This is a genomic window from Clostridioides sp. ZZV15-6383 (genome assembly GCF_020657735.1).
Taxonomy (GTDB): Bacteria; Bacillota; Clostridia; order Peptostreptococcales; family Peptostreptococcaceae; genus Clostridioides; species Clostridioides difficile_D.
In genome coordinates, this window is record NZ_JAGWCV010000017.1 from 1 (window position 1) to 26,889 (window position 26,889).

Consider the following 26,889-nt stretch of genomic DNA (forward strand, 5'->3'; position numbering starts at 1 on the left):
AACTATGGATATTTCTGAAAGATGGACTCAAAAGATTAGAAATTGGACTCAAATTTTATCTCATTTAAGTATTTATTTTGAAGAAAGAATTTTAACTCTAAATTAATAAAGAAATATTTCAAAAAAAATAAGAAATTTTCTTAAAGGGGTAATAATTTTTGCAAAAATGGAAAAAATATCAAAATAAGGCTATGATTTTTAAAGCCATAGCCTTACCAATAAAAGTTTAATTATCACTTAAAAAATAAATTTTTATTTAAAGAATACACATAAATATTTCCAGACTCATTTTAAGGAGCTATAGGTAAATTTGTGTAAAACAAATTTTCCTATAACTCCTTTTTTAATCATAGCTCAGCTTTCGCACCAACTTTATATTCTTTTATTATTCTATTCAATGTTGGTCTACTGATATTTAATTCTTCAGCCATCTGTCCTTTATTTAATTCTCTACGCATATATTTATTATAGTATTCTTCAAAATTTTCAATTACAATCTTTTTGCTTCCTTTGTACTTACCTTTCTGTTTTGCTATTATTATACCTTCCATTTGACGTTCCAGTAGATTAGTTCTTTCAAACTCATTTATAGCTCCAATCATAGTCATCATTAATTTACCAACAGGTTTTGAACTATCTATGTTTTCCTTAGAACTAATAAGGTTTACATCTTTATCTTGAAGTTGCTCCACTATATTTAAAAGGTCTTTAGTACTTCTAGCTAAACGAGAGAAATCATGTACTACTACTACATCACCTTCTCTTACATATTCAAGTAGATTTTTAAGGGCTGGTCTGTTAACATCTTTTGCACTTATTTTTTCTTTAAATAATTTTTCAACATTATACTTTTCCATAGTGACAAGTTGTCTTGCTTCATTTTGTTCAATGCTACTGACTCTAACATATCCTACTATCATTTTCAATTACTCCTTGAAACAGTTTATTATACTTAAATTATAACATAATGTAAAAATGAAGTCTTTAACTTACCCTACAATATGTAAAATAATATAAAAAATAATCCTATTTTTCAATGATTTATATATAAATCAAATTCAAAAATCAAGTGTACTCCATTTTTACATATATACTATATACGATTAAATATTGGTTTTTTCAAGCATGAATATGTCATCTTTTTTATATAGACCATTCTCTAAATATTCCATGCAAAATATTTTTATTTAAGCAGAATAAAAAAACTTCAACAGTAATTAAACTATCGAAGCTTATATTTATCTATTATTTATTATATATATTATAAATTTAAGATTAAAGCATAATAATATAAATACTTTTAATTTGTTTTTATCATACTAGGTCATCATATATCTCCATCGTAATGAGTACTATAATTTCGCCCACTGATAAAACTCTATTTTAATATTTTTTTCTATTATTATAGAATAATTTTTAAATAATAATCTTTTATCTTATTTAACTATTACATAATATCATTTCTTTTTAAATAATACCTCTTTTTTACAACCCATCTATCTTTATCTATAATATTAAATATATCTGCTTCTACAATTATATTATATTTATTATCTATAGATATAAACAAATAATCTTCATGTTTTTTTTGTATGAATTTTTTTTTGTCTATTTTATAAACCATTTTTCTTATTCGTTTTTTACTTCTATCTTCATTTACTACTTCATTATATATTATTTTATATGAACAATTTTTATTTATGCAACTTAGAAGATTTAAAAAATTAACATCTTTTGACCATTCATCTAGTTGAGATACATAAAAATCAATATTCTTAGCACTCTTAATTAAATAACTATACAATGGTAAAAACTCGTCTTCATTAAATTCTCTATCTTTACTCGATATTTCTTTAATCTCTAAGTAATATTCATCTTTACTACTTTCTTCACAAAAATAATTTTTCATTAACCTATATATATTATCTTTTTTTTGTAATTCACTCGCATGCTGTTTATACTCTTTTGGTTTTCTTAGCCGAAATGTATCTATTAATAACCTATGTTCTCTTATTTCATTAATTATATAAGATTTATTACTATCTAATATGTTTTTAACTCTAGTTTTTATAGTGAGTATGTCAAAATCTAAATCATCATTATTTAGATAAATTTGTATTGGTATCTCAAGAAAAACAATATTAATTTGATTAATATCATCTACACTTACTAATTCATCACATAATGTATTTTTATCAAAATATTTTTTCACTATTTCTTCTTCAAATACTTCTTTAATTTTACGAATGTTTTTTCTATAAAACTCAATATCTTCCCCATCAAATATAGTCATTATTTTATTTTTATCACTAACTTTTTTAATGAGAATTTCATTTTTTAAGTCTATTATTTCTCTACTTATTGGATCTACATAAACATTTTTTAGTATATCAGATTCCTTAGTTGATAATTTAAATTCCTTTAATGCCTCTATTCCTTTTTGCATAATTATACATTTACTTGCTGTATTATATGCTAAGTCTTTTAAATATAAATCTGCTATAGTTATATTTAACATACTTCTATCAATCCCAAGTATACCTGAAATATCATTTATATTTGTAATTCCATTACTAATTAATTTTAAAATCATCTCTTCAACTAGGTTTAACTTCGTTTCTTTCCTCTTAGTTATAGATAGCTCTACATTGTATATGGGTAAATATATAGGTTCTGTTGAAATATATGTATAACCCTTATTTTCTGAAATTCGATTGTTATATACTTCTTGAATATATTTATCCAATTATATCACCTTCTTCTAAGTTTATTATTTCACATTCTTCTTTATTTTTCTTTATGTAATTAATAATCTCAACATATTTATTTTCTTTTTCATCCCAATTATAGAAAAAATCTAAGTCTCCACATATTATCAATAATGTTTTTGCCCTTGAAAATGCTACATTAATTCTTTCCTTCTCATGTTGAAAACCAATACTATTTTGAGTCCTAACTGTACTGTATATAATAATATCATTTTCTCTACCTTGAAATGCATCTAGTGTATTTACATCTATTGGTTTATGAAACTTATTAAAATCTATATTAGATATGGTTTTACTTATTAGATTCTTTTGTCCCCTATATCCTGTTATTACACCTATATCTAAATTTTCTGCATTTGAAGATTTATGTAAATCTATTAGTATGTCCTTTATTATTTTATTCTCAGTTAAGTTTATATAAGTTCCATTTTGCTTATCTTGATTTCTAGACTTTAAACCAGAAGTATTATACCAAATTATTGATTTATTTCCAAACCTCTCAATACCATGTCTTCTTTTTTCATCCTCGACTCCAGTCTCTAGTAATCCATCATAAAACACAGTACTTATTAAATCACCTATATTTCTAATCATCCTATATTGCTTTGTTAAAACTTGTTTGTGTGATTCTGGTAATATATCAAATAATATATCAAATAATCTAAATTTAGGATTTGCTAAAGTCTTAGCTGTAGGTGAAGACTCTTGATCATTGAAAGGAGGTAATTGATTTTGATCTCCAACTAAGATTATTTTTTTTGCCTTTATTATAGATACTAATAGTTCTGGTGAGGTTGCTTTTGCTGCCTCATCCACTATTACATAATCAAATTCCATTTCTCTTACAAACTCATTAGACAGAAAGCCAATGCATGTACCTGCTATAATAGTAGCACTATTTATTAATTGATAGTCTAAAGATTCATAATCTGCACATCGCTTTATCCAATCCATTTGTATATCTTTGATTTTTTGCCAATTTATTTTTTCATCTTCATCTAAATATCCTTTACTATTATATTCTATCTGTTTATTTTTCATATATAGATTAGAATTTTCTTTCACCTGATCATAAATATTCTTTCTGATAGATTCGACTGTGTATTTATCAAATATTTCTTTTGCAATATTTTTTTTTGCTCCTATTCTTATTATTTTGATATCTGGTTTTTTGTCTATTTCATCTAAATCCTCTAGTATATTATCCACAGCTGTATGGGATTGAGAAACAATTAAAATCTTTGGTATAGATAAGTTTTTATCTCCAGTATTTACTATCTGGCTTAATATTTCTTTTATTACTTTAGTCTTTCCTGTTCCAGGAGGACCTTGTATAAGGCTTATACACTCTGATTCAGATACTTTTTTGACAGCATCTTTCTGAGATTGATTCAATCCTTTCTCATGAAGGCTTAAATTTTTTAGGCTCTTAATATATTGTGGTTCTTCAATATCAAGTATTATATCTTTTAAGTTCCTAGAATTATACTCTTCATTATATAATGAATTTATTGCTCTTATTTGCTTTGTATATGATTTTATTTTATAATTATAATCTTCTTCTATTTGATTCTGTGAGTCTAATGCTTTTTTAATTTTACTCAAACTCTTTAAGTTATCAATATTTATAATTATCTCTACACCACTATCATCAAATACTACATCCTCATAACTACCAATACTTTCTGTTCTTAGCTTTCCATTCTCTTGTAATTCAATCAAATATCTTATATCACTGTCTAAATTATCATAGGAGGATCTATTCTTGTATTCTTTAACTTTTAAAATTATCTTATCATCTTTTATGTTATAACTATCAAATACTATCTTTCCATTTTTTATTTTTTCACTCTCTATTGATTCATCCAAACTTATTCTCCATTGTTGAAATAGCTCATTAAATTTTTTATTTTTACTATCCAATGATTTTATATTTTCATCATGGTTTTGGATCATATTTGTTAATTGTAGGCTGTTATTATAGTTATCAATAAGTTTATCTGAGGTGAATGAATTAATAAATTTCTTTTTACCATATATTTTTAAATACTTCTTTTGTCGTCTTTTCTTTTTATCTATATCTATTTTATACATTTTTGTAACTTGAAATAAATTAGTATCAACCTTATATAAACACTCCATGTACAAACAATTTCCAATAAATTCATATAGATTATTTTTTTCATTATAATGACCATATAACTTTTCAAATTCATCTTTTAGATATATATGTAAAAATTGATTCATCGTCATATCACTTCTAACTATAAAGTTGTTTTTAAGGTCTGTTAATTTATGAGAATCAACTCTAAAATAAAATTGATATAACATAGTATTTAGATTACCAATAGTATCTTCAAATGTATTTATCGCAATATTTATATCATTTAACCTACAATCTAAATCTTCTTCAAGCATTGATAAAATAATATTCCTAACATCTTTGTTTATACTTAAATCCTCAACAGCTTTAGCAATCTGTTCTTTAGACTTAGGTTCCTTACCTGTAAATATCCTAAAGAAAACTGCACCTATTGAATATATATCACTTATTTCTGTAGTTTCTTTACCTAATACTAACTCTGGTGCTGAATATCCTGTGGAAGACATTGGTAACATTGTCTCACTTTCTACAACTGACTTTATCTTGCTACTACCAAAATCTATAATTTTTATACCTTGGTCAGTATACATTATATTAGATGGTTTTATATCTCTATGAATAATCCCATTACTATGAGCATTACTGACAGCCTTTAATATTTTCAAGCAAATATCATACTTTTTTAATTCAGATAATTCATAAAAGTTTATATCTTCTAAAGTTTTATCTCCTGCATATTCAAGTAATATAGCTCCCATATTTGTTTTGCCATTTATCTTTGCACCAGTTTCATGATGATATATTTTTACTATATCATTGTATTTATTTAATTTTTTTAGTGCATTTATTTCTCTATTAAAAATGATTTTCTTTAGATCATTATCTAAAGGACCAATAAATTTCACAACATATCTTTTCTTTTCACCTTCATAATGCACTAATCTAACTGAATCACCTTTTTCAGATTCATATATTGTACGACCTACCCTATATCCTGACATTTTATACCTCCAATTTCTATATATACCTATTATACATCATATAGATAAATATCGTCTAACTCAATTAACATGCATATTTTTTAAATTTAATATATAGAATTATTACCACAAATGACTTATAATGTAAAATATTCAAACTAGGAAATAGGTTAAAAGTACAATTTTACAGAATTAGATATATCTTTATTCAAATGAAATCCATTACGTTCTACGAATTTCACAGCAAAAGTCATTATTATTCTCATATTACATTCTCTAAAAGCATATACTTTCCATAACTGTGATATCTTTTTAGAAAATAACTTGGCTCTTTTAGATAAATTTAATTCAGACCACTTAATTGAATTTAATTCTTTTATAACACAAGTAGCTTCTCTATCTACTAACTTCTAATCACAATAGTCTACACTTAAACCATTCAGTACCTTTTCAAACTTCTCAACGTTGATTTTTCTTGATTCACCAGCCCAACTATAAATATCATCAAATAAATACTTATGCAGTTTTTTAAATAGCCAAAATCAATTTTTTCATTATAGCATCAACATTAACAAATCTAGGATGTGTCATAGCATCTTCAAATATTTCTAATGTTTTATTATTCTTTCTTCCAAATTTATTTTTCAATATAGGAGCATCATCATATAAATATATCTCTTTCATATTTTAATTCTCTTTTTTATGTTATATTTTTTCATATAATTTTACTATTGCTTTTCTAGCCTCTTCAAGTTCTTTTATATCATTTACATAATCATCCATTAATATTTTTATATCTTATTCTACTTCTCTTGAATCTATTGATCCCATAGCTAATGAATCTTTGATAAAGTTTCTTCTTACGCTCTTTATTCATATTTTTAATCAAATATTCTTCCATAATATCCTTTCAATATATGTTTTATTAACCTGTCAGCAACATACAAGTTATTCAGTCTTTCTTAATATTATTTTGTCTTTACATAGCTCTAAAGTCACATGTGCTTCTTCTTCAATTATAGCTAATTCTCTTACCCAGTTTATTGGGATAGTCAATTTTAAGATACTACCAAAAAATATTGTTTTAGTAACTTTATCAATTAACTTCTCATTCTCAATACAATTTTCTTTATGTTTTTTTATCCAAATCTCTTTTTTATCTTTATAAAAAAATAAATCTACTTCTGGATCTTCTTTTGATATATTCAAGTATTTAATCCAATCTTCATAAAGATAGACTCTTGTACTACTTCTATCATTCCAAACTAAAAATTGCACTTTTTTAATTTGAATATCAGCATACTCATAATAATCTACATCTAAATTTAAAGCTTCAACTATTTTTTTTAATGTCTTTGTTGATATTTTGGTTCCATTTTCAAGCCTTTCAATTGTCCTAGCTGATACATCTAAATATCTTGAAAACTTTACTTTACTTAAATTCATTTCTTTTCTTTTTTCAATTATTCTGTTTACTAAATCCATTCTTTCACCTCTTTTTAAAAAGATGTGTCCTCTAGGACACACCTTTTTTATTTTTCATGTATATTTACTGTTGATTCCAATATTTTAAATAATCCTTGAATCAAATCTATATCTTTTTTCATTTCTTCATCCAGTGATATATTTTTTAATAAAGAAGTAACTCTTGTAACATCTGATTTAAGTTTCATCAATGTTATTTTTGTTTCATATATGGCTCTTTTCTCTTTATCACTAAATTCTTTGCTTTCTAATTCCTTTTTCAGTCTCTCATTCTCTAATTTTATTTCTTTATTTTCTGATTTTAGATGTTTTTTCTCTTCTTCAAAATCTTTCATTATTTTTTCTGATTTTATCTTAACCTCTTTCTCCACTTGTGAGATAATTTTTTCATTTTCTTTCTTTAAGTTTTCTAGTGCATTTTCTAACTCATTTTTTTCATCCTTATATTGAATTTCTAATGCTTTCTTTTCATCCTCAAATTTCTTTAATTCATCAATATATGCCTCTTGCTCTTTTTCACTCTTTCCTTCCATTTCTTCTCTTACTTCAAGTATTTTTTTATTAATATTTTCTGTTGCATCTTTTAATTTAATATCTTTTTCTTTATTTTCATTTTCGAGTAGTTTTATTTTTTCTGAATATTCTTTTGATAAAAGTTCCTTCTCTTCTTCTACTTCTTTAAATTGTTTTTTGATTCTATTTGCTTCACTTTTAGTTATATCTATCTTATTTTTAATTAAATCATATACCAAATTTTGTTGTTCCTCTGTTAATGTGGCAAATTCACTAGCATTTGCGATAGTTAATTCTTCTGTTTCTATAAGTTCTTTCAATTTTGGTATTAGTTTTTGATTAATAGTTGTATATCTTTGAACTTGTGTAGGTTTTAATCCTATATCTTTTGCAACAAACCCTCTTATGGTTCCCTTTGTACCATCTTTTTTCTTTTTCAGCGAATGTAATTCTGTCAATCTTTCAACTTGTTTTAACTTTTCTATTTCTGTTAACTCTCGACTTTGTGCATTTGATTGTATTAATACTATTTCGCTATCTATATCATCTAAATTTTCAATTTTACAAGGAATAAAAATATATTGTTTATATCCTTGTTCCACCAATAATCTATGTGCTTGATAACGCCTTTCCCCACTTAAAAGTTCATATTTATCATCTTTTTTCCTAACAACAATATTATGATGTAATCCATTCTCTTTTATATCATTTGCAAGAGTTTCTATATCTACAATTTCATAAAAGTTTTTTTCATTTCTAATAATGTTATCTATATGTATAGGTTCGATTTTAAACTGTTCCTGTTCTTTTAGTTCAACTTTTTGAACCTCATTTTTTATATTTTCCAATTTAGTTACTGCATTACTTTTCATAAAATTTTTAGCCATATAAAGTCCTCCATTTTCCAATTATAAGTTTAATTCTCTTGCCAAACTATAATAATCCTTACTTGCATTTGAGTTTTTCTTATAAGATACAACTGGCATACATTCAAAGGTTGATTCTGGTACAGTTACATTTTTTCTTATACTCACATTCAAAAGAATATCTCCTAGAAATTCTTTTAATCCTTCTTTTACTTGTTTATTTACAGTTGTAGGTTCATCTCTAGTTACAAAACAACCTCTTATGGCTAAAGTAGGATTAAATTCTTCTTTAATTTCATTAATTTTTTGCATTAAATCATTTACCCCATCAATTGTATATCTATCAATTACAAGTGGAACAAGTACTTCATTGCTGGCATGTAAAGCATTTGTTGTTATTAAATTCCACGCAGGTGGACAATCTATGATACAATAATCATAAATATCTCCAACTTGTTCTAAAGCTTTCTTTAATCTATCATGCTGTCTTCTTCCCATATCAAGCAATATTTCTCTTTCTGAATAAGAGAATCGTATATCTGATGGTATCAAATCAATATTATCAAACTCTGTTCTTATTATTACTTCACTAGTCAACATACCTTTTTTAGTTAGTAACTCTGCTATTGTATAATCTTTATGATTATAGTTTTCAGATGTATTTGATAGGTTAGCTTGTGGGTCTGCATCTACCATTAATACTTTATATCCTTTTTCAGCTAAAATTGCTGAAAGGTTTATAGTTGTTGTAGTTTTACCTACACCACCTTTTATATTGTAAATAGATATAATTCTCATTTTTAAATCTCCTTTTTATATTGATTTTTCCTAGTTTTTATCTTATACTTATGTTAGAATAATTAAATAAAACCGTGCAAAGTTTATTTAATCAAGATAGTGTCCATATAGGACACTTTTTTATTTGTTATAAAAACATCAATTTTTTTCATAACAGTTTCTTCCTTTCTTATTTATATTAATTACTTATTCAACAATCAATTTAATCACTCCTTTCTGCTTATATTTATATAATATCATGCTAGGCTTATTTTGTCAACACTTCTTAAACCCAGCATTTATTTTCTTGAAGCATAAAACCTTTGGAATTTTAACAATCAATTGATATTTTTTTATTCTAGGACTTTTACAATTCTGCTATACTGATAAGTAAAATTCTAATATCTATGAGCTATTAACATGATAAAAAACAATTATTTAAAGTTAAAAAATACGATATGAGTACAAAAGGTTTAATTGGTTACAAAGAATGAAGAATCACCAAATGATTGTTAAGGTGATTCTTCAAATTAATTTGCTGTACTTATCCAATTAAGAGACACTCTAACATAACTATTTTGTAGTCTATTTTTTTATGTCTTCAGAATACAAATTTATATCTTTACTTATATCTCATACACTCTCTTTTTTATACTAGCCAAAATCCTTATTTTCCCATAGTATATAAAAGTTCAGTTTATTTTGTTTATATATGATGAATAAAGTACGATAAAACAACCATATTTACAAATTTCAGAATCTGATATATTGTATAAATATAATAAGGTGATAATCATTATATTTTTAAGAAAGGACAAGTGCTTACATGAAAGAGGATTGTATCAGTATACATATAGTTTTATTAGGAACACAATTACACATATCTACAATTAGAAAATTGGACACATACCATTCAGATTTATTTCGTATAAAGTCAACAAGTTCAATCGCAACACTTCCAAACACAGATTTACATGATTGGTCATATAGCAAACAGGTTATTTCTTCATAGTTTAAACCTAACTCTGATGCAGATATTACTATTGCAATTATTGAAAATAAAATTGAGGGAAATTATTTTGCAAGGAGATTAACTGACAAAAGTATTGTTTTGTCATTTTACCAAGCAGAAGCAATTTTGCGAGATGCTAATATTGATTTATTCAATTATTTGTTGGTAATAATTTATAAAACAATAACAATGTATCAACTTGCAAATAATAAAATAGCTGAAAATAGTTCAGAATTTATACATGATGAAACCAGAAGTTGTATTTTTGATATGGCTGGAAATAAGTATGATTTAGTATACTCCACTTCAAATGCATGTCTTTGTCAACAATGTGAAGCTCATTTAGGACAGAGAAGTTTACCATCTAATTATATTTCTACACTAAAGAAAGAATTAAAAAAAATTCGCAAAAGCAAATATATTAGACTTCTTGATTTTATAAAACAAAAGCCAATAGTATCATTGATAATTACTGCTATTTTTTCTGTTATTCTTAATATTTTATCATGTTATATTTTTGAATTACTATTCAAATAAAAAATCATGGGATCTACTTCAAAAATGTAATTCTATACATTGCTATCATACTAAATATCTCTTTTTTCAATAATATATAAAGTGAATGTCTCAAAATAAAAATTTGAGTATCTCCCTTATATAAAAAAGAAAATTTATTCCTAAGAAACTCTAATCTATGTGATAATTGTTCTTTGAAAAAGACTATTGATGAAACATTAACTTTAAATTTTTATAATATATAAACTGATGAATTAGAAGTTTAAACAAGATACAAGTTTAGAAGTAAATCTTAAATCAAATATAAGTGTAGATATATTTTAAAAAAATATATACTTTATTAAAATAGAAAAAGTAGAGTTAAATATATTTAACTGCTAATAATAAACACATATATGATTCTAATACGCATTAAATTTTAAATGATGTAATTATGGTATAATAAAATAAAGATGCAAAAAGGAGTGATAATTATGGCTACAGCAAGAAATATTATAAATGAATTTTATAATTTGGATGAAAACGAACAAGAAAAAGTAATAAAGGAACTTTTAGATTTTAATGCAAAAAAAAATCTTGATGAAATGATGGATGATACAATAGATGATAATATTGAAGCTCTAAGAAAGTTGGCTGAATAATGTATATCTCATTAACATTAGATGAGATTTTAAAATATCATCAAAAAATAATAGCTAAAAGTGGTGGCTCTCAAGGTATCAAAGATATAAAATTATTAGATAGTGCTCTTAATAGAGCAAATGCAACTTTTTCTGGAATTGACTTATATAAAACAATTGAAGAAAAAATATCAGTTACGACACATAGTTTAATAAGTAACCATTGTTTTATTGACGGAAATAAAAGAATTGGTATTTCTACAATGCTTTTATTATGCAAATTAAATAAAATTTCAATAGAATATTCTCAAAGTGAACTTGTTAAATTAGGATTGGAAATTGCTTCTAATATCGCTGATGAAATATATATTCTTGATTGGATAAAAAAACATAAACAATAAAAAAGATGCCCCCAGGGGACATCTTTTTCACCTTATAGATAAATATATAAATTATACATATAATTATTAACTTAAAAGTATAATCTTAGAGAATATATATTATTTTATCTTAGTTTTTGATTTCTGTTTAAGTAATTTGAGAGCTCATTTTATACATAAAAAAGACACTTCAATTTTAAAGAAGTGACTTTTCTGGTTATGTAATTACATGTGTAAACGATTTGCCATCATATCAAAAGTATTATATCCTACAATTCCATCAGAAGTTAAAGCGTGTCCTCTTTGGAAATGTTTTACTGCATTATATGTAGCAGGTCCAAATGAACTATCTAAACCAAGGTCATAATTCAACTGACGTAACATTAATTGTACACAGTGAACATTATTTCCTTTTGTAACATATCCGTATCCAACAAGTGTACGAGTACTTATTGTATAATTTTTATCGCCTGAGATAGTAATAGTTGCTTTATCTGGGTCATATTTTCCATAATATTGTGAATATGTTCCAATACTTTCATCTTCTAAGCTAAGAATATTTTTATCATCTGGAATAAATATTTCAGCATTTGGGTCAGGGTCTATATTTAAATCCTTACATTTTTGTTCATAATATTCTTTAACTTGCTCTGGTGCAGTTTCATACTTAAAAGTATATCCAGTACTTTTGAAATTTATTATAGACGCTTCATTTTGATTTGAACTATCGTCTTTTTGCTCTGCGAATGCTACACTTGTAAATGTAAGCATTAAACAACAGAAAAGTGTTAAAACTTTTTTTAACATAAAATCCCCCTAAAAAATAATTATATTTCTACTTAATAAGTGTATTACTTTTAGTAGATACTTCTATTTTATCAGATTTTTTTGGATTTTCACCTAAAACTTTACAAGTTTCTTCATACATTTTCCGATATTTTTCTGGAGCAGTTTCATATGTGTAATCTATAGTCTCTGCAAATTTAAAACCATCAAGTTCAGTATTAGATTTATTTTCATTATATATTTTAGTTTGTATAGTTTCTAAAATATTAATTTCTAGAAAAGATGTGCTTGTAATTATAAATATTAATATTCCTAATACAATGCCACTTCTCCCCTTGTCATTTATAATATTTTCAAGCCTTGTTTCTAAGTCTGATTTATTAAACTCTGTTGTTAACAGTGCTACATTAGTATTGTTAAGAAGTTCTATTGACTTAAGTAAGGTTCTACCATAAGCTTTTTTATCTTTAATAGAGCAATTTTTTATAACACTTTCATCACAACAAAGCTCACAATCTGTAGCAATTTTTTTACTCATAATATAAATAAGAGGATTAAACCAATATAAACTTTTTGTAAATATAACTAAAAACTTTATTAGAATATCTTTGTGTTTAAAGTGTATTAATTCATGTTTTAAAATCCAATATATGTCGTTAATATCGTATTGTAAAGCAGAAGGTAAAAGGATATATGACTTAAATAATCCAATACCTGCTGGGCTTTCTAATTCTTCTGTATATCTTAGTGTAATAGTTTTTTTAATATTTAATTCAGATAATAAATTATAGTAAATGTTATTGATACTTTCATTTTTTACTTCAAAAGAAGTATCAATAACCAAATTTTTAAATTTAAAATATTTAGTTATTGCATTGTATAAAAATAATATTGTTCCAGCTGACAAGATTAATAATATAAAAAAAGAAACATTTATTTTTTCTTTAAAATTATTGTTAAGATTAGAAACATTATTAATTAGAAAATATTTTTTAGGTGTCTCTACAAAAAAATCTACTGAATAATTAAACATAAAAAATAACATTCTAAATACAATAATCAACCAAATATAGTAATTAAATTTTTTACTAAACCTTTTAAATATAAAGACCTTTAAAAACATTAATATACAAATACCAAAACTACTTATAATAGTAGTTTTTAAGATATTGTAAAACAAAAAATTATTCATCTTCGTTGTCTTTAAAGAGCTCTTTAAATGATTCTATTTTGTCTTCTGGGATAGCTTGAGTATTAATTAGTGACGTAACCCAACTTTTAATAGAATTGCCATGAATATTTGTACCGATTAACATTGTTTCAAAATCTTTATATTCTCCATATTCGACAATAGTTTTATAGTGAGTATATCTATCTATTTTATTAGCTTCTAAAAACCCTTTTTTGACAAGTCTTGATAAAAGTGTAAGTGTTGTTGTTTGTTTCCAACCATATTTCTGTTCCATTGCAAATGTAACATCTTTAGATATTACAGTATCATTTTTCCTCCATATAAATTTCATAATTTTTAATTCTGCTTCTGGTAATTTTTTTAACATAGTATCTTCCCCCTTTCTTTTAATACTACAAAATTAGAGTGAAAGAGTCAAATAAAAAATTTGTAAATCAAAATAAAATATATTGACATATATTTTATTTTGATTTTATGTTAAATTTTTTAATAAAATCGAAGTGAATCAAAAATAAATATTTGGAACTATTTTTTATGTTTTTAGTCAGTTAGAATAAGGTTATCTTCATATTTAGTAGAAACTTCTATTATATCTGAATCTCTAGGAGTTTCCCCTAGTTTTTTACAAGCTTCCTCATACTTCTTTCGATATTTTTCTGGTGCAGTTGCATATGTATAATCTATAGTTTCATCAAATTTAAAACCTTCATTCTCAGCATTAGCTTTGTTTTCAGAATTTATTTTATTTCTGATAGGTTCTAAAGCATTAATCTCTAAAAAAGAAGTACTTAAAATTATGGAAATTAGTATTAATAGTACAATACCATTTTTACCTTTACTTTTTAGAATATTTTCGAGTCTTATTTCTAAATCTAATTTATTAAATTCTGTTGTTAACAGTTCTGTATCATTAAATTTAGCAAGTTCTATTGAATGTAGTAAAGTCAGTCCATATAATTTTTTCTCTTTTATAGAACAATTATTCATAACACTTTCATCACAACAAAGTTCGCAGTCAGCAGCAATTTTTTTGCTCATAACATAAACAAGTGGATTAAACCAGTATAAACTTTTTATAATTTCTACTAAAAATTTTATTAATATATCTTTATTTTTAAAATGTATTAATTCATGTTTCAAAATCCAATAAATTTTATCTCTGTCATATGGTAAATCTAGTAATAATACATATGATTTAAATAAACCTATACCTGCTGGACTTTCTAATTCATCCGTGTATCTTAAAGGTATATTCTTTTTTATATTTAGTTCAACTAATAAATTTTGGTATATATTGTTTATATATTCATCTTCTACTTCAAAAGAAGTATCAATAACCAAATTTTTAAATTTAAAATATTTAGTTAATGTATAAGACAAAGAAGCTATAGCTATAATTATCCAAATTAATAGCATTAAAAAAGAAATATCTACACTTAGATTAATTTTATTATCTAGTTTAGTAATGTTATCAATAAAAACATAATTCTTAGATGCTTTTTTAGTAAAATCTATAGAATAGCTGAAAAAGAAAAACATCATTCTAAGTATAATAATTAACCAAACATAGTAATTAAATTTTTTACTAAATATTTTAAATAAACTTGTCTTTAATAATAACAATATACATATAGAAATACTGCTTATAATTGTTGTTTTTAATAAACAATCAAATAAATAATTCATCATATAATTATCATACCCCTCTAAAAAACTATTTCTGGTGTTTTATTTTATAATTTTATATATTTTAAAACCAATACGCAATAATATGGAAAAAAATACCTGTGGATATTTTAAAAAAATAGTTCTATCATTTAAGATAATATGTTAAGGAGCATAGTTAAATGGGACTTAGAAAAATAGAAAAAATATATAAAAAAGTATTAATTACAATAAAACAAATATTTAAAAACTATAATGATAAACTTATATATTCAGTTTCTACACTACATAAAGATGAACACTTAACTGAAGAAAAACTCAAGGAATTAGAAAATTGGGTCAAAAACTGGGAAGATGAGGATTAATATGTAAAATCATCTTAAAAAGAGTTATATGTTTAAATAACTCTTTTTTACTTATTATATCTAGTTTTACTTAAGTTTTTTATTAAAGCAGATAAAACATCTGAAACGATTTTTAACCCTTCTGAATCTAAATCTTCTAAACCAGCTAATATATCACTTTGTAAATGTGGTTTTGCATATTTAACATAATTTTTAAGAATTATATCAGAGGTTGTATCTAATTCATTTACGATTTTAATAAATGTTTCTAAACTAGGTATTTTCCTGCCTCTTTCAATATTGCTTAAATGATTATATCCTATACCAACTCTCTCTGCTAATTGTTCTATTGTAATTCCTAACTCTTTTCTACGCTCTCTAATTCTTTCACCTAAATAATCTATATTCAAATTTATATTCTCCTATTTTTTATATAATTCTTATTAAAATTCTTATTAATTAGTATATATTTTAAAATGAATACTTTTAACAACCCATAAGATATAAAAATACCTAATAGGATATATTTATAAAAATATTCTATACTTATCAAATGAAATTATGTAAGAAATTTAAAAAAAGGATCTGTTATTCCGTTTGCTCCAGTCATTCCCATATTTACTGTTGAACCTACATCTTGATATAAACTCCTAAAATAGTAGCTGATTCTGGATATGAAAGTGAGGAAAACTATGCATTTTTAGAGTGTAATAATCAATATTAAAATAAATAAAAAAAGAGCTCTCACAGAACAAATTTAATTTGCTCATGCGACAGCTCCTTTATATATTAAAATCGAATTTAATTATTTTCTTTTTCTATTACTAAAAAATAGGCAAATAGAAGATAGAAATCCTGTGATAATAAATCCCATCACTCCTCTATCACCAGTTTTAGGAGAAATTTCAGAAGAGGATTTATCTAAATTATTTTCTTCTGAATCATTATAACTATCATCATGATTATTGTTTGAAGATGGATGAGTTATATTATTAAACTTATTAGGATTGTTATGCTCATTATCATAATCATTTTTTTCATTTTTATCCTCATCTTTGTTTAATTCAACTTTTCCATCAGGATGTATTATTGCTCCATTTTCAGGTACAATCACAGTCCCATCTGGAAATATAATTATTCCTCCTGGTGGTACAATTATATTTCCATTATTATCAATATTTGGTTTTTCACCTTCTTCATTTGGTTTAATCTGTGTTCCATCTGGTTTTTCAATTATTCCATCTGGAAATATTTTATTTCCATCTTTGTCAATGAATATATCTTTGTTATCATCTTTACCTGTATCATCATTTATATTAGGAAGTTTATCCCCATTTATGTCATCTTCATCTTGATTTGGTTGGTCTGGTCTATTTGGAATATGATTATTATGTGAATCATCATTATCATTACTTCCCCAATCCGGATTTGGATTAGGTTCTTCACCATTGTTATTATCCCAGCCTCCATCTCTTACAAACACTGTTGCTCCTGCTATAGTTGTATTATTATCAGAGTTAGTCACCTTATAAGTGACATTGTACGCACCAGGTTTAATTGTATTTACAATTCCAGATGCTTTTATTTTTGATGTTATATCTCCATCAACATCATCATAAGCATATACTCCACTTTTTATATTAAATGTGTCTCCTACGTTTAGATATTTATTATATGTTTTTATTCTTGCCCATCTTCCATTTTTCCAGTTTTCATTATTTCCTAAATCTGGCTTATATTCTCCTTTTGTTATTACATACACTACTCTAGTAAATTTTACTTTGTTAGCATCATTATCACTTACACTATAAAGTATTACATATGTTCCAACTTCATTTATGTTTAAATCAGTCTCATAAGTTACTTTATGTGTTATATCTCCATCTTCTTCATCAATTACTCTTATTCCGTTTAATATTCTATCTTCTCCATATTTTTCTCCTACATAAATATAATCTTCATTCCAAAAATTAGCCTCTGGAGAACTATTTATTTTATCTGGTTTGGAATCTGGTAATTGCTCACTATAGTCTATAACTATTACCTTACATGTTCTTAAAGTCTCTTGACCTTTAAAATCAATTACTGAATAGGTTAAGTTATATTCTCCTTTTTCATATCTATTTACAAATCCTTTTACCTTGATAAAATTAGTTAAATCTTGACCTCTGTAGTCTTTTGCAGTAACACCTTCCATTATTTTAAATTCATCACCAATTTTTATTGTAGCTGTACTTACTCCATTTATAACAGGAACTCCATTTATGTCTATGATAGGTGGCTCAATTACTTCCTCAACAGGTGGTTTACCAATTTCATAATGGACAATATCTCCTTCATTATCGTAAGAATCAATTGGCATAATATGAATATATTTATATCCTTTGTGTTCAAATTCTATTTTATTAGGAGATATAGATGTAGTTATCATACCACTTTTTAAATTATCTTCTCTTTTATTACTTAATTTCCATTTAAAAGATTTAACAACTCCACTCAGATTTCCTCTAACTCCCCAATCTACTCCTTCTTCATTTGTCATATCTCTAAGAATTAAATTATCTTCTTTTAATCTAGTCCTAACTTGATACTTTTCAGAAGCTCCTATATCTTTAGCATCTATATCAAGTATAATTTTATCCTCTAATTCATCTGTATCCATATCACTTCCTTGTATATTATTTATTTTAGAACCATAAATATCTTTTGCATTTTTATCCACGAAACTTAAATCTTCTGTATATCCAATAGTTTTATAGTTTCCAATTTCATAATCATATTTTCTAACTTCATAAAATACTTTATCTTTTAAAGGATTCTCTTCCCAAGATATAACTAAATTATTTTCTTCAAAATCTGGTGTTACTTTAATTTCCATATCTGCATATACAATTATATTTCTTTTCACTTCTCTTTTGTTCCCTTGTGAATCTTCAACTTTATATGTTAATATATATTTTCCATTTACATTTGAATCTACTTTTCCCTCAACCTCTATTTTAGATGTTAAATCTCCATCTTCTGTGTCATATGCACTTACTCCTTTAAGTTGGTCAAATTTATCTCCTTCTTTAACTCTTATCGTATTTAAACCTCTTATAACAGGAATATGGTTAGTATCATATTTTCCACTTATTAAGTGATGTGCAGTTTTACTTACATTCCCATTTGAATCAATAGCTTTTACGTGTAGAAACTTAAATTTACTATTAGATATATCTATATCAAGTACATTTTTTGCATTTACAAAATTGGCTGCTTCTGTATCTTCTTTATTATCTATTATGTAATTAAACCCTGCTAGTCCAACTGAAACAGAACCATTTTTAATTTCACTGGAGTTTACAACATTACCATTTATATCTATTGCTTCAACGAAGTATCTATATGTTGATGCTAAATCTCTTGCTAATAATTTTAATTCAGTATTTTGTTCTGAATCTTTATTGATTTCTTTGTCTGCTAATTTTATTATATTTTTACTTAAAATAGTAAATCTACCAATTTTACTTGTTTCTTCTTCTGTGATTACCTCATTTAAATATGTTATTACTGGAGAGCTTACATCATTGGCTGAATTATCTATAAATGTTGTATCAGCGAAAACGCCTTTTTCTTCAAAATCATATCCATTTACATCCGTTCTGTATAGTTTATATTTAACAGCATTTTTTACTTCATTCCAACTAATTAATAGTTTATCTTTTTCTTGTTCTTCTATGTTTAAGTTCATATTACCTGTTACATGAACTTTTACAATTACTTCTGACTTTAATCCCTTATTATCTTCAACACTATATTTAACCTCATATACACCTTTTACTTGATTATTAACTTCTCCTTCAATAACTAACTTATCTGTTAAATCTCCATCCTCCAGGTCATATGCTTTCACACCATCTAGTTTATTAAATTCTTCTCCTATTTTAATAACTCTATTTTTTCCTTTTACAACTATTCTAGGTTCATTGTTATGTGTTTCATCAGCAAGTTTGATATGTTTTGTTTTTGTAGCATTCCCTTGTTCATCTATTGCTTTTATATGAAGATATGTGTTATAAGTTACATTTTCAAAAGAAAATTTTCCATTTATATTATTTATAGTATTATCAAGTTCTGTATCTGGTTTTTCATCAACAACATAGCTGTATCCTTTGAACTTAGATGTAACTGTAGATTTAGAAGTATTTGAATATGCAGTTTGATAATTGTCTTTATCATAACTTTCTACTTTATATTCATAGGTTGTTCCAACCTCTTCTGCATGAAATTCTAATCTTGAGTTCATCTCTTTATCAAATATTAAAGAAAAATCATATATTGGAGGTGTTATATCTTTTCCATCCATATCATTAATACAGTTTTCTTTTGTATTTTCTAAGATAGTTTCAAATTCATCTGAATCACTATTTAATTCTCTTCTAAAAACTTTATAATACTCTGCATTTTTATATTTGTTCCAATTTAATTTAACATAATTATTTTCATCATCATTTACAGTATTTAAAACAATATCTTGATTTGAAATCATTTTTTTGATATGTGCAGTATCTTCATAAGTGTTTAGATTAGAAATATCTTTATTCACATCAAATTCAACTACATATCCATTTATTTTAAATTTTGGAAGCAAACCTGGTAATGTAGTATCATTTGGAATATCGTTCCATTTTCCATTATTCTCCTTTATACTTTGCACATAATCTTCTTGTACATCAATTCCACTTTGATCATTAGGTTCTCCATCAATCCAATTAAAATAAGTTGCTTCTTTTGTCTCATCTTCAATTACAGATACCCATTTTTCATCTAGCCTTTTTAAGTTAATCCATATAGACTGAGGTGACATACTATTTATTATAGATTGTTCCTCAGATGATTCTATAGTAAGTAAATACCCTTTAACACCTTCTAATTCTTGTTTTTCAGCTTCTTTTCTTGCGTCTTCCCATGTTATTCCTGACGCATTTACAAACTTATAATAATGTTTATTTTGGGAATTATATACTATATCCTCGGCTAATGAATTTCCAACTCTTATATTAAAATCAAAATCAGTTGTATTATCATGCTCTATTTTTAATGACTTTACTAGACTATTAGCTTCTTCTGTTGTATAACTATCATCTAATATTATTTGTTGACCCTTAAAAGACTTTTTAATTCCTTTGTCCGTGTAATTTATTACTATGCTTTCATTGTACCCAGAAGTAATGTACAGTTTAATTCCATTTATTTTTTTATCACTATTGTTTATAACTGATGCATTAGGAAATTCTGTACAAAATCTTGTTTTATTGGGCTCTCCTAAATTTACATTTAAATAATCTAAATTTTCTTTTACTGTTATTGTCTTTTCTTCCCTGCTTTCTTGCTCTTTACTATCTTTTACACTATATTCTATTGTCCATTTCCCTAAAATACTTGTATCAAATTTATCAACTATTCTACCATTTGGGGTTTTAATATTAACTTTTATATCTTTAGTTAAGTCGCCATCATAATCATCTGTAGCTAAAATATTTTCCATAATATTGTATTTTTTATTTTGTCCTACTGATATGTTTCCACCGATTTTTAAAACTGGCGGATTATCTATAAATAATCCTGTTATTGGTAACGTAACTATTTGGCTCTTATTTCCTGCTTTATCTATAGAAATTATATGTACATATTTTTTACTTGCTAATTCTTTTGCAGAAATAAAACCATCTGTACTATTTATGTTGTCTCCTAGATTTGATGATGGAGTAGGATTATCACTTACTTCATAATTAAAACCTTCAAGACCAGACTTTATTTCAACCATTTTTTTGTTTGAAGTATGTGTTACATCTCCAAATTTTGATACACCTTCTATATAATATTCAAACTTTGAACCAATATCTTCTGAATTAAATTTTATTCCCTGTTTTATTCCTGTTTGATATAACTTATGTGCAGGAGTTGTTGGTTCATTTATATCTTTTCCATTTATATCTTCAAGATAGCTTTCATCCAATTTTTGTGCTAAATAAAAGACTGTGTTTGCTAACATATTTTTCTCATCAGTTGTAACGCTTCCACTATGTCCCATTTGGATTTGTGCTGTATTTTCATGTATGCTTAAATAAGCATTTTGAGATACATTTTTTCCATCTATAGTTCCTTTATATCCATCATATTTCTCACTGCAACCAAAATAAGGATATCGATGGTTTTTGGAGTTGTGGAATTTTATAATAACATCATCTTCCAAAGGGTAAGCATTTAGATTACTATGAGATTCTGGTATCTTAAGTACATCTCCTACATTACCCAGTTTATTTGGATAATTTAATGCCTCATGAGATTTATTAATTTCTACTTCAACCCCACATACTTCATTTGATTTATTGTATGATTTCATGTAATAATCTTCTGTAAATTTTGGGAAATTTCCTATACTTTCTCCAATGTAGTGATGTCCTAAAAGTATGCCGATATTATTATCTTTTGCCTCATTGATAGCTAATACAGACTTAATTGGAAGTGAAGTAGCTGTAGTTATATTAGCAAATCCACAAGCAATTACATCATATTTATATTTTCCATTTTTATCTTTTAGGTAAAAATCTGGATTATTATTGAAATCACCATTACTTACAGTGTCTATATCAATTAACCTTTGACCAGATTCGGTTACCCAATTTTTAAAGGTATCTTTAACGGAACTAGTTGGATATATATTTAAAACCTTTACTTTTTTACCTTTTGCATAGTTATTGGATGACATTGCTTCAAAATCACCCATTCCATTTTTCTTTTGATATACTTTATAGTAATCTACATCCTCAACATCATTCCAGTCAAGTATTACTTTATTTTCTTTTTTATCCACTAAAGTATTAAGTACTATATCTTGTTTAGATTCAAAAGGTTCAATATTTATAATGCTTTCATAATCAAAAATATTTATTGTATCTGGAGAAGGAAGTTTATCTTCCAGCCCAAACTCTACTACAAAACCATTTTTTTCTTTATTATCTGTTGATGCTTCATTCCAAAAGGATTGATTTGTTAACATACTTAAAACTTCTTTTTCGCTTTCTGAATCTATTTTTACTAAATAACCTTTACTACCTAAAAACTCTTGTTTACTTGCTTCTTTTTTAGCATCTTCTAAACTAATTCCATTTGAATAAATAAATTTATAATAATGATTATTTTCATAATTATAAATTATACTTTCAGCATCATTACTACTTAAAACTATATTAAAGTTGAATTTCTTACTATTATCATGTTCAATTTTTATTGATTTAATTAAATTTTCAGCATCTTTAATAGTTAATTCATCATCTATAACTATACTTCTATCAGTTGTTATTTTTTCAATTCCATTTAATGTATAATGAACTTTCATAGAATCATTAAACTCATTACTAAAATACATCTTAATTCCATTTACCTTTTCATCTTCTTTAAATTCTATTTTAGCATTTGGAAATTGTGTAAACTTACTTGTTGTCAATAGTTTCCCAACATTAAGTTTTAAGTTTATATTTTTTATTACATTTATTTTTCTAATATGTTCTGTAGTTTGCCCCTTGCTGTCAGTTACCTTATATTCTATAATCCAGTTTCCTAAAATATTTGTATCTATGTCAGATACGACTTCTCCTTTAGGAGATATAATTTTAGTATTAATTTTACTTGTTAAGTCTCCATCTATTTCATCAATAGCAGACACTCCTTCATTTATATCTATTTTACTGTTTGTTTTTAAGGAACAGTCTCCAGGTACATTTATAATAGGAGGTCCATCTACAAATATACCTAGGATTGGAATTGTTTTTATATCACTAATATTACCTATATTATCTACAGAAGCAACATGTAGATAATTCTTATCAACTAATTCTCTAAGTGGTATAAAACCATTACTTTTATTTTTTAATTCAATTGGTGTTGTAGCATTATTATTTACTTCATAAACAAACTCTTTAAAATCACTTTGTACATTTACGTTCTCAACATTAGATGTCCCTATTTTATTTCCATTTTTATCAATTGCATTTACATAATATGAGTATTCTGTTCCTAAATCATCTGACTCTAATTGTATTCCTTTTTTTAATCCATCTAATTGTATTTCATATTGTGGAATTGAAGGAGCTGCTAAATCATTTATGTTATAATCATCTGTTTCATTAATATTTGATGTTACACTCTTACATAAAGACCAGTTAACATCTTCTTTTTTCTTAACATAAATATTATAAGCATATACTTCTAAATCACTTGTCCATTTTAAGATTGTTTTTTCTAATTTATCTGCTAATGTAACTTTTAAATTTATATTTGGCTTTATTTTAACAGAACTCGAAACTTTATCTAAAAATCCAAGTTTACTAACATTTGAACTTCCCCAACCATTTGCAACTGTATAAGTTATAGAAACTGCATCATAAGAATCTCTTTGTACATCAATTTCTCTTGTTGATAAACGGTCATAATCTGGATAAACAGTTGTAAAACGCCCTATTTCTTTCCATATTCCATTTTTTAATCCTTTTATATAAAAACAATTATCTACTCCACTTGTTTTTGTTAAGCTTACAGCACTCATTTTTAAAGGGGATTTAAAATTTATTGTTGCAGTACTACTCCTTCCAGAATACCAACCTTTCCCATTTAACACTTCTGGTTTATCTGATGTAGTTCCTAGAGGAATATATCTTTCTTCTGCTAAAGTAATATTTAAATTATATTCTAAGTTACTATCGCATTTAATTTTTAGTGTGTTTAGTACTTCATCCAATTCATGTTGATTAGAAACTGGTATAGATAAATTATTTTGTTTTTTAGTATATTCAGTATCATTTAATTTATATTTTATTTCTATATCATCACTAAAACCTGTTTCAAAGTTTATATTTAAATTACCTTTTCTATATAGTAAGCCTTTAGCACTTGGAAATACTACATTTCCATCTCCGTCATTTTCATAATCACCTAAATTCAGTTCTAAATCACCTTGAATTTGAGGTATACTATAATTTTGTGTTTGTATTATTGTACTTGAATTACCTAATAAACTAATATCTAGCTCACAACCTTCATATTCATTGTAACTTATAGAAAAATTACTTAAAAATTCATCTAAAGTTTCTTGAGTCAAATCTTCAACAATTATCTCTTTTCCATCTTTTGTTATTTCTTCGCCATTTAAAGTATAATTAATCCATACATTAGTTTTTGATGAAATACTAATATTAGCCTTATCTTGAATCCTACCTGTTGCACCTTTAAATGTTATTTTTCCATTAGAATATTCTATTTTACCCAAATCTATTTTGTCTGCTACTTCTTCTTTTATATCTAACTTAATATTTTCTTTTATATCACTATATCTTAAATATAAATTTCTAATATCCAGTGTAGAACTACTAGTAAACTTTACTTCATCATAGTAACCAGAATTTAAATTTATCATTTCAAAATCATTAGAGCTATGTGTTCCTATATCTGACCACTTACCATTTTTCAATCCTTTTATAATAGTTTGAGAATTTCCATTCAAAAACGCTACTCCGTTTAGATAAATATCTTTTGTATTTTTTAATGTTAAAGTATTGCTTGAATTACTTATAAAAAAACTATTACTACCAGAAAATACATTTTCTGCTGTGTGTACACTATCAGATGCTCCACCTTCTGCTATAATTCCTTTTGGTACATTTTCTATAGAATTATTATTGTTTGTTATTAATGAAATACTCGCACTATTTTCAGTCTTATTATCATAGTAAATTTTAATACTTTCTAGTATTTCATTTAACTCAGTTTCATTATTTACATCTATTTCACAGTCCCCTTTTTTCTCAACAGCTTGTTTATTTTGCATATAAGATATTTTATTTTTATCACTATTCTTTTCAAAACTTATTAAAAGTTTAACTTCATTTCCTTTAGCATTAAAGTCTTTAAATGATATACTTCCATCTTCATTAACAACTTTATTTCCTAAATCTAAACTACATACATTTGAATTATAATTTATTTTTTCTTCTACACTTCCATTGTTAAATTCAATTTCATTAATTGTACAAGAGTCTACGCCAGAATGTTTTTGTTTTATAATTATTCCATCATATATATCTTTTTCTACATTTATTTTTTTCTTCCCATTTATTTCTATTGAATCAGTTGTACTATCTCCTATAGTTTTCCAAACATTATCTTTTAAACCTTCTATTGTAAAATTTTTATTTGCTTTTATAAGTACATTTTCTATATATGTTTTTTCTTCAAACAAAATAGTAAATGTGCTATCATTTTGATTTATAGCTCCATAGAAAGTGTCGTTATTTCCATCAATCGCTCTCTCTGGCTTATATAAACGAGATGGTTTACCTTCTACACTTTTAAAGATGGGTAATCCTCCTAGTGAAACATTAAAGCCTAATTTTTTATTACCATTTGTATTTATTTTTAAACTTTTTAATACTTCATCTAATTCTGTTTGATTCTTTATAGGTATTTTTATATTTTTACCAGTAATGCTTTCTTCTTGTGAGTTTAATGTATACAAGACAGTCACATCATTATACGCATTTCTATTGAAGTCAAATCTTAAATAAGTTGCTTCTTTAAGTTTGCCTTCTGCACCTTGAAAACTTAATATTCCATTATCATCTTTATATTCTCCCATATGAAGTGAAATATTTTCATTTTCACTTTGTAAGTTATTCTTATACGTTGGTTTATCAGCAAAAACATTTATATTGCTAAGTGTTATATTTAAACTAGTTGAACTTGCAATTACTGTAGATAATAATATAGAAATTACCTTCTTATTATACATAAACACCATCCCCTCATTTTCATAAAAAATAGTCCCTAATAAAGAGACTATTT

General features: G+C 25.2%; 18 protein-coding genes. 5 read left to right on the forward strand and 13 right to left on the reverse strand.

Annotated features, from left to right (window positions below; translation table 11 throughout):
• Positions 1 to 347: 347 nt before the first annotated feature.
• From KGF42_RS08290 to KGF42_RS08320, 7 genes are all read right to left on the reverse strand, one after another.
• The gene (locus KGF42_RS08290; RefSeq protein WP_227826104.1) at positions 348 to 920 is read right to left on the reverse strand and encodes a recombinase family protein; all 573 of its coding nucleotides are present in this window, start codon (positions 918 to 920) and stop codon (positions 348 to 350) included.
• A gap of 527 nt (positions 921 to 1,447) precedes the next feature.
• Positions 1,448 to 2,746 carry a hypothetical protein gene (locus KGF42_RS08295; protein WP_227826105.1) on the reverse strand — a complete coding sequence of 433 codons (1,299 nt, stop codon included), beginning with the start codon at positions 2,744 to 2,746 and terminating at the stop codon, positions 1,448 to 1,450.
• Positions 2,739 to 5,873, reverse strand: coding sequence for an AAA domain-containing protein (locus tag KGF42_RS08300; RefSeq protein ID WP_227826106.1), 3,135 nt, complete (start codon positions 5,871 to 5,873; stop codon positions 2,739 to 2,741). The genes KGF42_RS08295 and KGF42_RS08300 overlap by 8 nt, the downstream gene beginning before the upstream one ends.
• A 507-nt stretch (positions 5,874 to 6,380) precedes the next feature.
• Complete coding sequence (locus KGF42_RS08305; protein ID WP_227826107.1) at positions 6,381 to 6,536, reverse strand: hypothetical protein; 156 nt, start codon at positions 6,534 to 6,536, stop codon at positions 6,381 to 6,383.
• Positions 6,537 to 6,800: 264 nt separating this feature from the next.
• On the reverse strand, positions 6,801 to 7,337 hold the full coding sequence (locus KGF42_RS08310) for a helix-turn-helix domain-containing protein (protein WP_227826108.1): 537 nt from the start codon (positions 7,335 to 7,337) through the stop codon (positions 6,801 to 6,803).
• Positions 7,338 to 7,384: 47 nt separating this feature from the next.
• Positions 7,385 to 8,737 (reverse strand): ParB N-terminal domain-containing protein, encoded by a 1,353-nt coding sequence (locus KGF42_RS08315; protein ID WP_227826109.1) that lies wholly within the window; start codon positions 8,735 to 8,737, stop codon positions 7,385 to 7,387.
• A 21-nt stretch (positions 8,738 to 8,758) separates the two neighbouring features.
• A complete protein-coding gene (locus KGF42_RS08320; RefSeq protein WP_227826110.1) occupies positions 8,759 to 9,514 on the reverse strand; it encodes a ParA family protein in 756 nt (251 codons plus the stop codon).
• 805 nt (positions 9,515 to 10,319) lie between these two features.
• Here KGF42_RS08320 and KGF42_RS08325 point away from each other — a divergent pair.
• The 4 genes from KGF42_RS08325 (at position 10,320) to KGF42_RS08340 (ending at position 12,042) form a co-directional block, all read left to right on the forward strand.
• Entirely contained in the window at positions 10,320 to 10,505 is a 186-nt protein-coding gene (locus KGF42_RS08325) for a hypothetical protein (RefSeq protein WP_227826111.1), read from the forward strand.
• Positions 10,506 to 10,604: 99 nt separating this feature from the next.
• Positions 10,605 to 11,042, forward strand: a complete 438-nt coding sequence (locus KGF42_RS08330; protein ID WP_227826112.1) for a hypothetical protein — start codon at positions 10,605 to 10,607, stop codon at positions 11,040 to 11,042.
• A 452-nt stretch (positions 11,043 to 11,494) separates the two neighbouring features.
• Positions 11,495 to 11,662 carry a hypothetical protein gene (locus tag KGF42_RS08335; RefSeq protein ID WP_159066596.1) on the forward strand — a complete coding sequence of 56 codons (168 nt, stop codon included), beginning with the start codon at positions 11,495 to 11,497 and terminating at the stop codon, positions 11,660 to 11,662.
• Complete coding sequence (locus KGF42_RS08340; RefSeq protein ID WP_107594952.1) at positions 11,662 to 12,042, forward strand: type II toxin-antitoxin system death-on-curing family toxin; 381 nt, start codon at positions 11,662 to 11,664, stop codon at positions 12,040 to 12,042. Before KGF42_RS08335 ends, KGF42_RS08340 begins: the two co-directional genes overlap by 1 nt.
• A 204-nt stretch (positions 12,043 to 12,246) precedes the next feature.
• On the opposite strand, the gene KGF42_RS08345 is transcribed toward KGF42_RS08340, so the two are convergent.
• The 4 genes from KGF42_RS08345 to KGF42_RS08360 all read right to left on the reverse strand — a co-directional run bounded on the left by KGF42_RS08345 (position 12,247) and on the right by KGF42_RS08360 (position 15,688).
• Positions 12,247 to 12,828, reverse strand: coding sequence for a peptidoglycan-binding domain-containing protein (locus tag KGF42_RS08345; protein WP_107594953.1), 582 nt, complete (start codon positions 12,826 to 12,828; stop codon positions 12,247 to 12,249).
• 28 nt (positions 12,829 to 12,856) lie between these two features.
• A complete protein-coding gene (locus KGF42_RS08350; protein ID WP_107594954.1) occupies positions 12,857 to 13,999 on the reverse strand; it encodes a M56 family metallopeptidase in 1,143 nt (380 codons plus the stop codon).
• A complete protein-coding gene (locus KGF42_RS08355; protein ID WP_107594955.1) occupies positions 13,992 to 14,366 on the reverse strand; it encodes a BlaI/MecI/CopY family transcriptional regulator in 375 nt (124 codons plus the stop codon). The genes KGF42_RS08350 and KGF42_RS08355 overlap by 8 nt, the downstream gene beginning before the upstream one ends.
• Positions 14,367 to 14,539: 173 nt before the next feature.
• On the reverse strand, positions 14,540 to 15,688 hold the full coding sequence (locus KGF42_RS08360; RefSeq protein ID WP_227826113.1) for a M56 family metallopeptidase: 1,149 nt from the start codon (positions 15,686 to 15,688) through the stop codon (positions 14,540 to 14,542).
• A 158-nt stretch (positions 15,689 to 15,846) separates the two neighbouring features.
• Here KGF42_RS08360 and KGF42_RS08365 point away from each other — a divergent pair, with 158 nt between their 5' ends.
• Entirely contained in the window at positions 15,847 to 16,029 is a 183-nt protein-coding gene (locus KGF42_RS08365) for a hypothetical protein (protein WP_107594956.1), read from the forward strand.
• A gap of 47 nt (positions 16,030 to 16,076) precedes the next feature.
• On the opposite strand, the gene KGF42_RS08370 is transcribed toward KGF42_RS08365, so the two are convergent.
• Complete coding sequence (locus KGF42_RS08370; protein ID WP_159066597.1) at positions 16,077 to 16,418, reverse strand: helix-turn-helix domain-containing protein; 342 nt, start codon at positions 16,416 to 16,418, stop codon at positions 16,077 to 16,079.
• Between the two features lie 395 nt (positions 16,419 to 16,813).
• Positions 16,814 to 26,836 carry an immunoglobulin-like domain-containing protein gene (locus KGF42_RS08375; protein ID WP_227826114.1) on the reverse strand — a complete coding sequence of 3,341 codons (10,023 nt, stop codon included), beginning with the start codon at positions 26,834 to 26,836 and terminating at the stop codon, positions 16,814 to 16,816.
• Between the last annotated feature and the right edge of the window lie 53 nt (positions 26,837 to 26,889).

Bases quoted from the DNA above. Each gene is read 5' to 3' on its own strand.
- KGF42_RS08325 (WP_227826111.1), top strand. From the start codon at position 10,320: ATGAAAGAGGATTGTATCAGTATACATATAGTTTTATTAGGAACACAA.
- KGF42_RS08360 (WP_227826113.1), bottom strand. From the start codon at position 15,688: ATGATGAATTATTTATTTGATTGTTTATTAAAAACAACAATTATAAGC.
- KGF42_RS08290 (WP_227826104.1), bottom strand. From the start codon at position 920: ATGATAGTAGGATATGTTAGAGTCAGTAGCATTGAACAAAATGAAGCA.
- KGF42_RS08350 (WP_107594954.1), bottom strand. From the start codon at position 13,999: ATGAATAATTTTTTGTTTTACAATATCTTAAAAACTACTATTATAAGT.
- KGF42_RS08300 (WP_227826106.1), bottom strand. From the start codon at position 5,873: ATGTCAGGATATAGGGTAGGTCGTACAATATATGAATCTGAAAAAGGT.
- KGF42_RS08375 (WP_227826114.1), bottom strand. From the start codon at position 26,836: ATGTATAATAAGAAGGTAATTTCTATATTATTATCTACAGTAATTGCA.
- KGF42_RS08315 (WP_227826109.1), bottom strand. From the start codon at position 8,737: ATGGCTAAAAATTTTATGAAAAGTAATGCAGTAACTAAATTGGAAAAT.
- KGF42_RS08340 (WP_107594952.1), top strand. From the start codon at position 11,662: ATGTATATCTCATTAACATTAGATGAGATTTTAAAATATCATCAAAAA.
- KGF42_RS08335 (WP_159066596.1), top strand. From the start codon at position 11,495: ATGGCTACAGCAAGAAATATTATAAATGAATTTTATAATTTGGATGAA.
- KGF42_RS08320 (WP_227826110.1), bottom strand. From the start codon at position 9,514: ATGAGAATTATATCTATTTACAATATAAAAGGTGGTGTAGGTAAAACT.
- KGF42_RS08345 (WP_107594953.1), bottom strand. From the start codon at position 12,828: ATGTTAAAAAAAGTTTTAACACTTTTCTGTTGTTTAATGCTTACATTT.
- KGF42_RS08305 (WP_227826107.1), bottom strand. From the start codon at position 6,536: ATGAAAGAGATATATTTATATGATGATGCTCCTATATTGAAAAATAAA.
- KGF42_RS08355 (WP_107594955.1), bottom strand. From the start codon at position 14,366: ATGTTAAAAAAATTACCAGAAGCAGAATTAAAAATTATGAAATTTATA.
- KGF42_RS08365 (WP_107594956.1), top strand. From the start codon at position 15,847: ATGGGACTTAGAAAAATAGAAAAAATATATAAAAAAGTATTAATTACA.
- KGF42_RS08310 (WP_227826108.1), bottom strand. From the start codon at position 7,337: ATGGATTTAGTAAACAGAATAATTGAAAAAAGAAAAGAAATGAATTTA.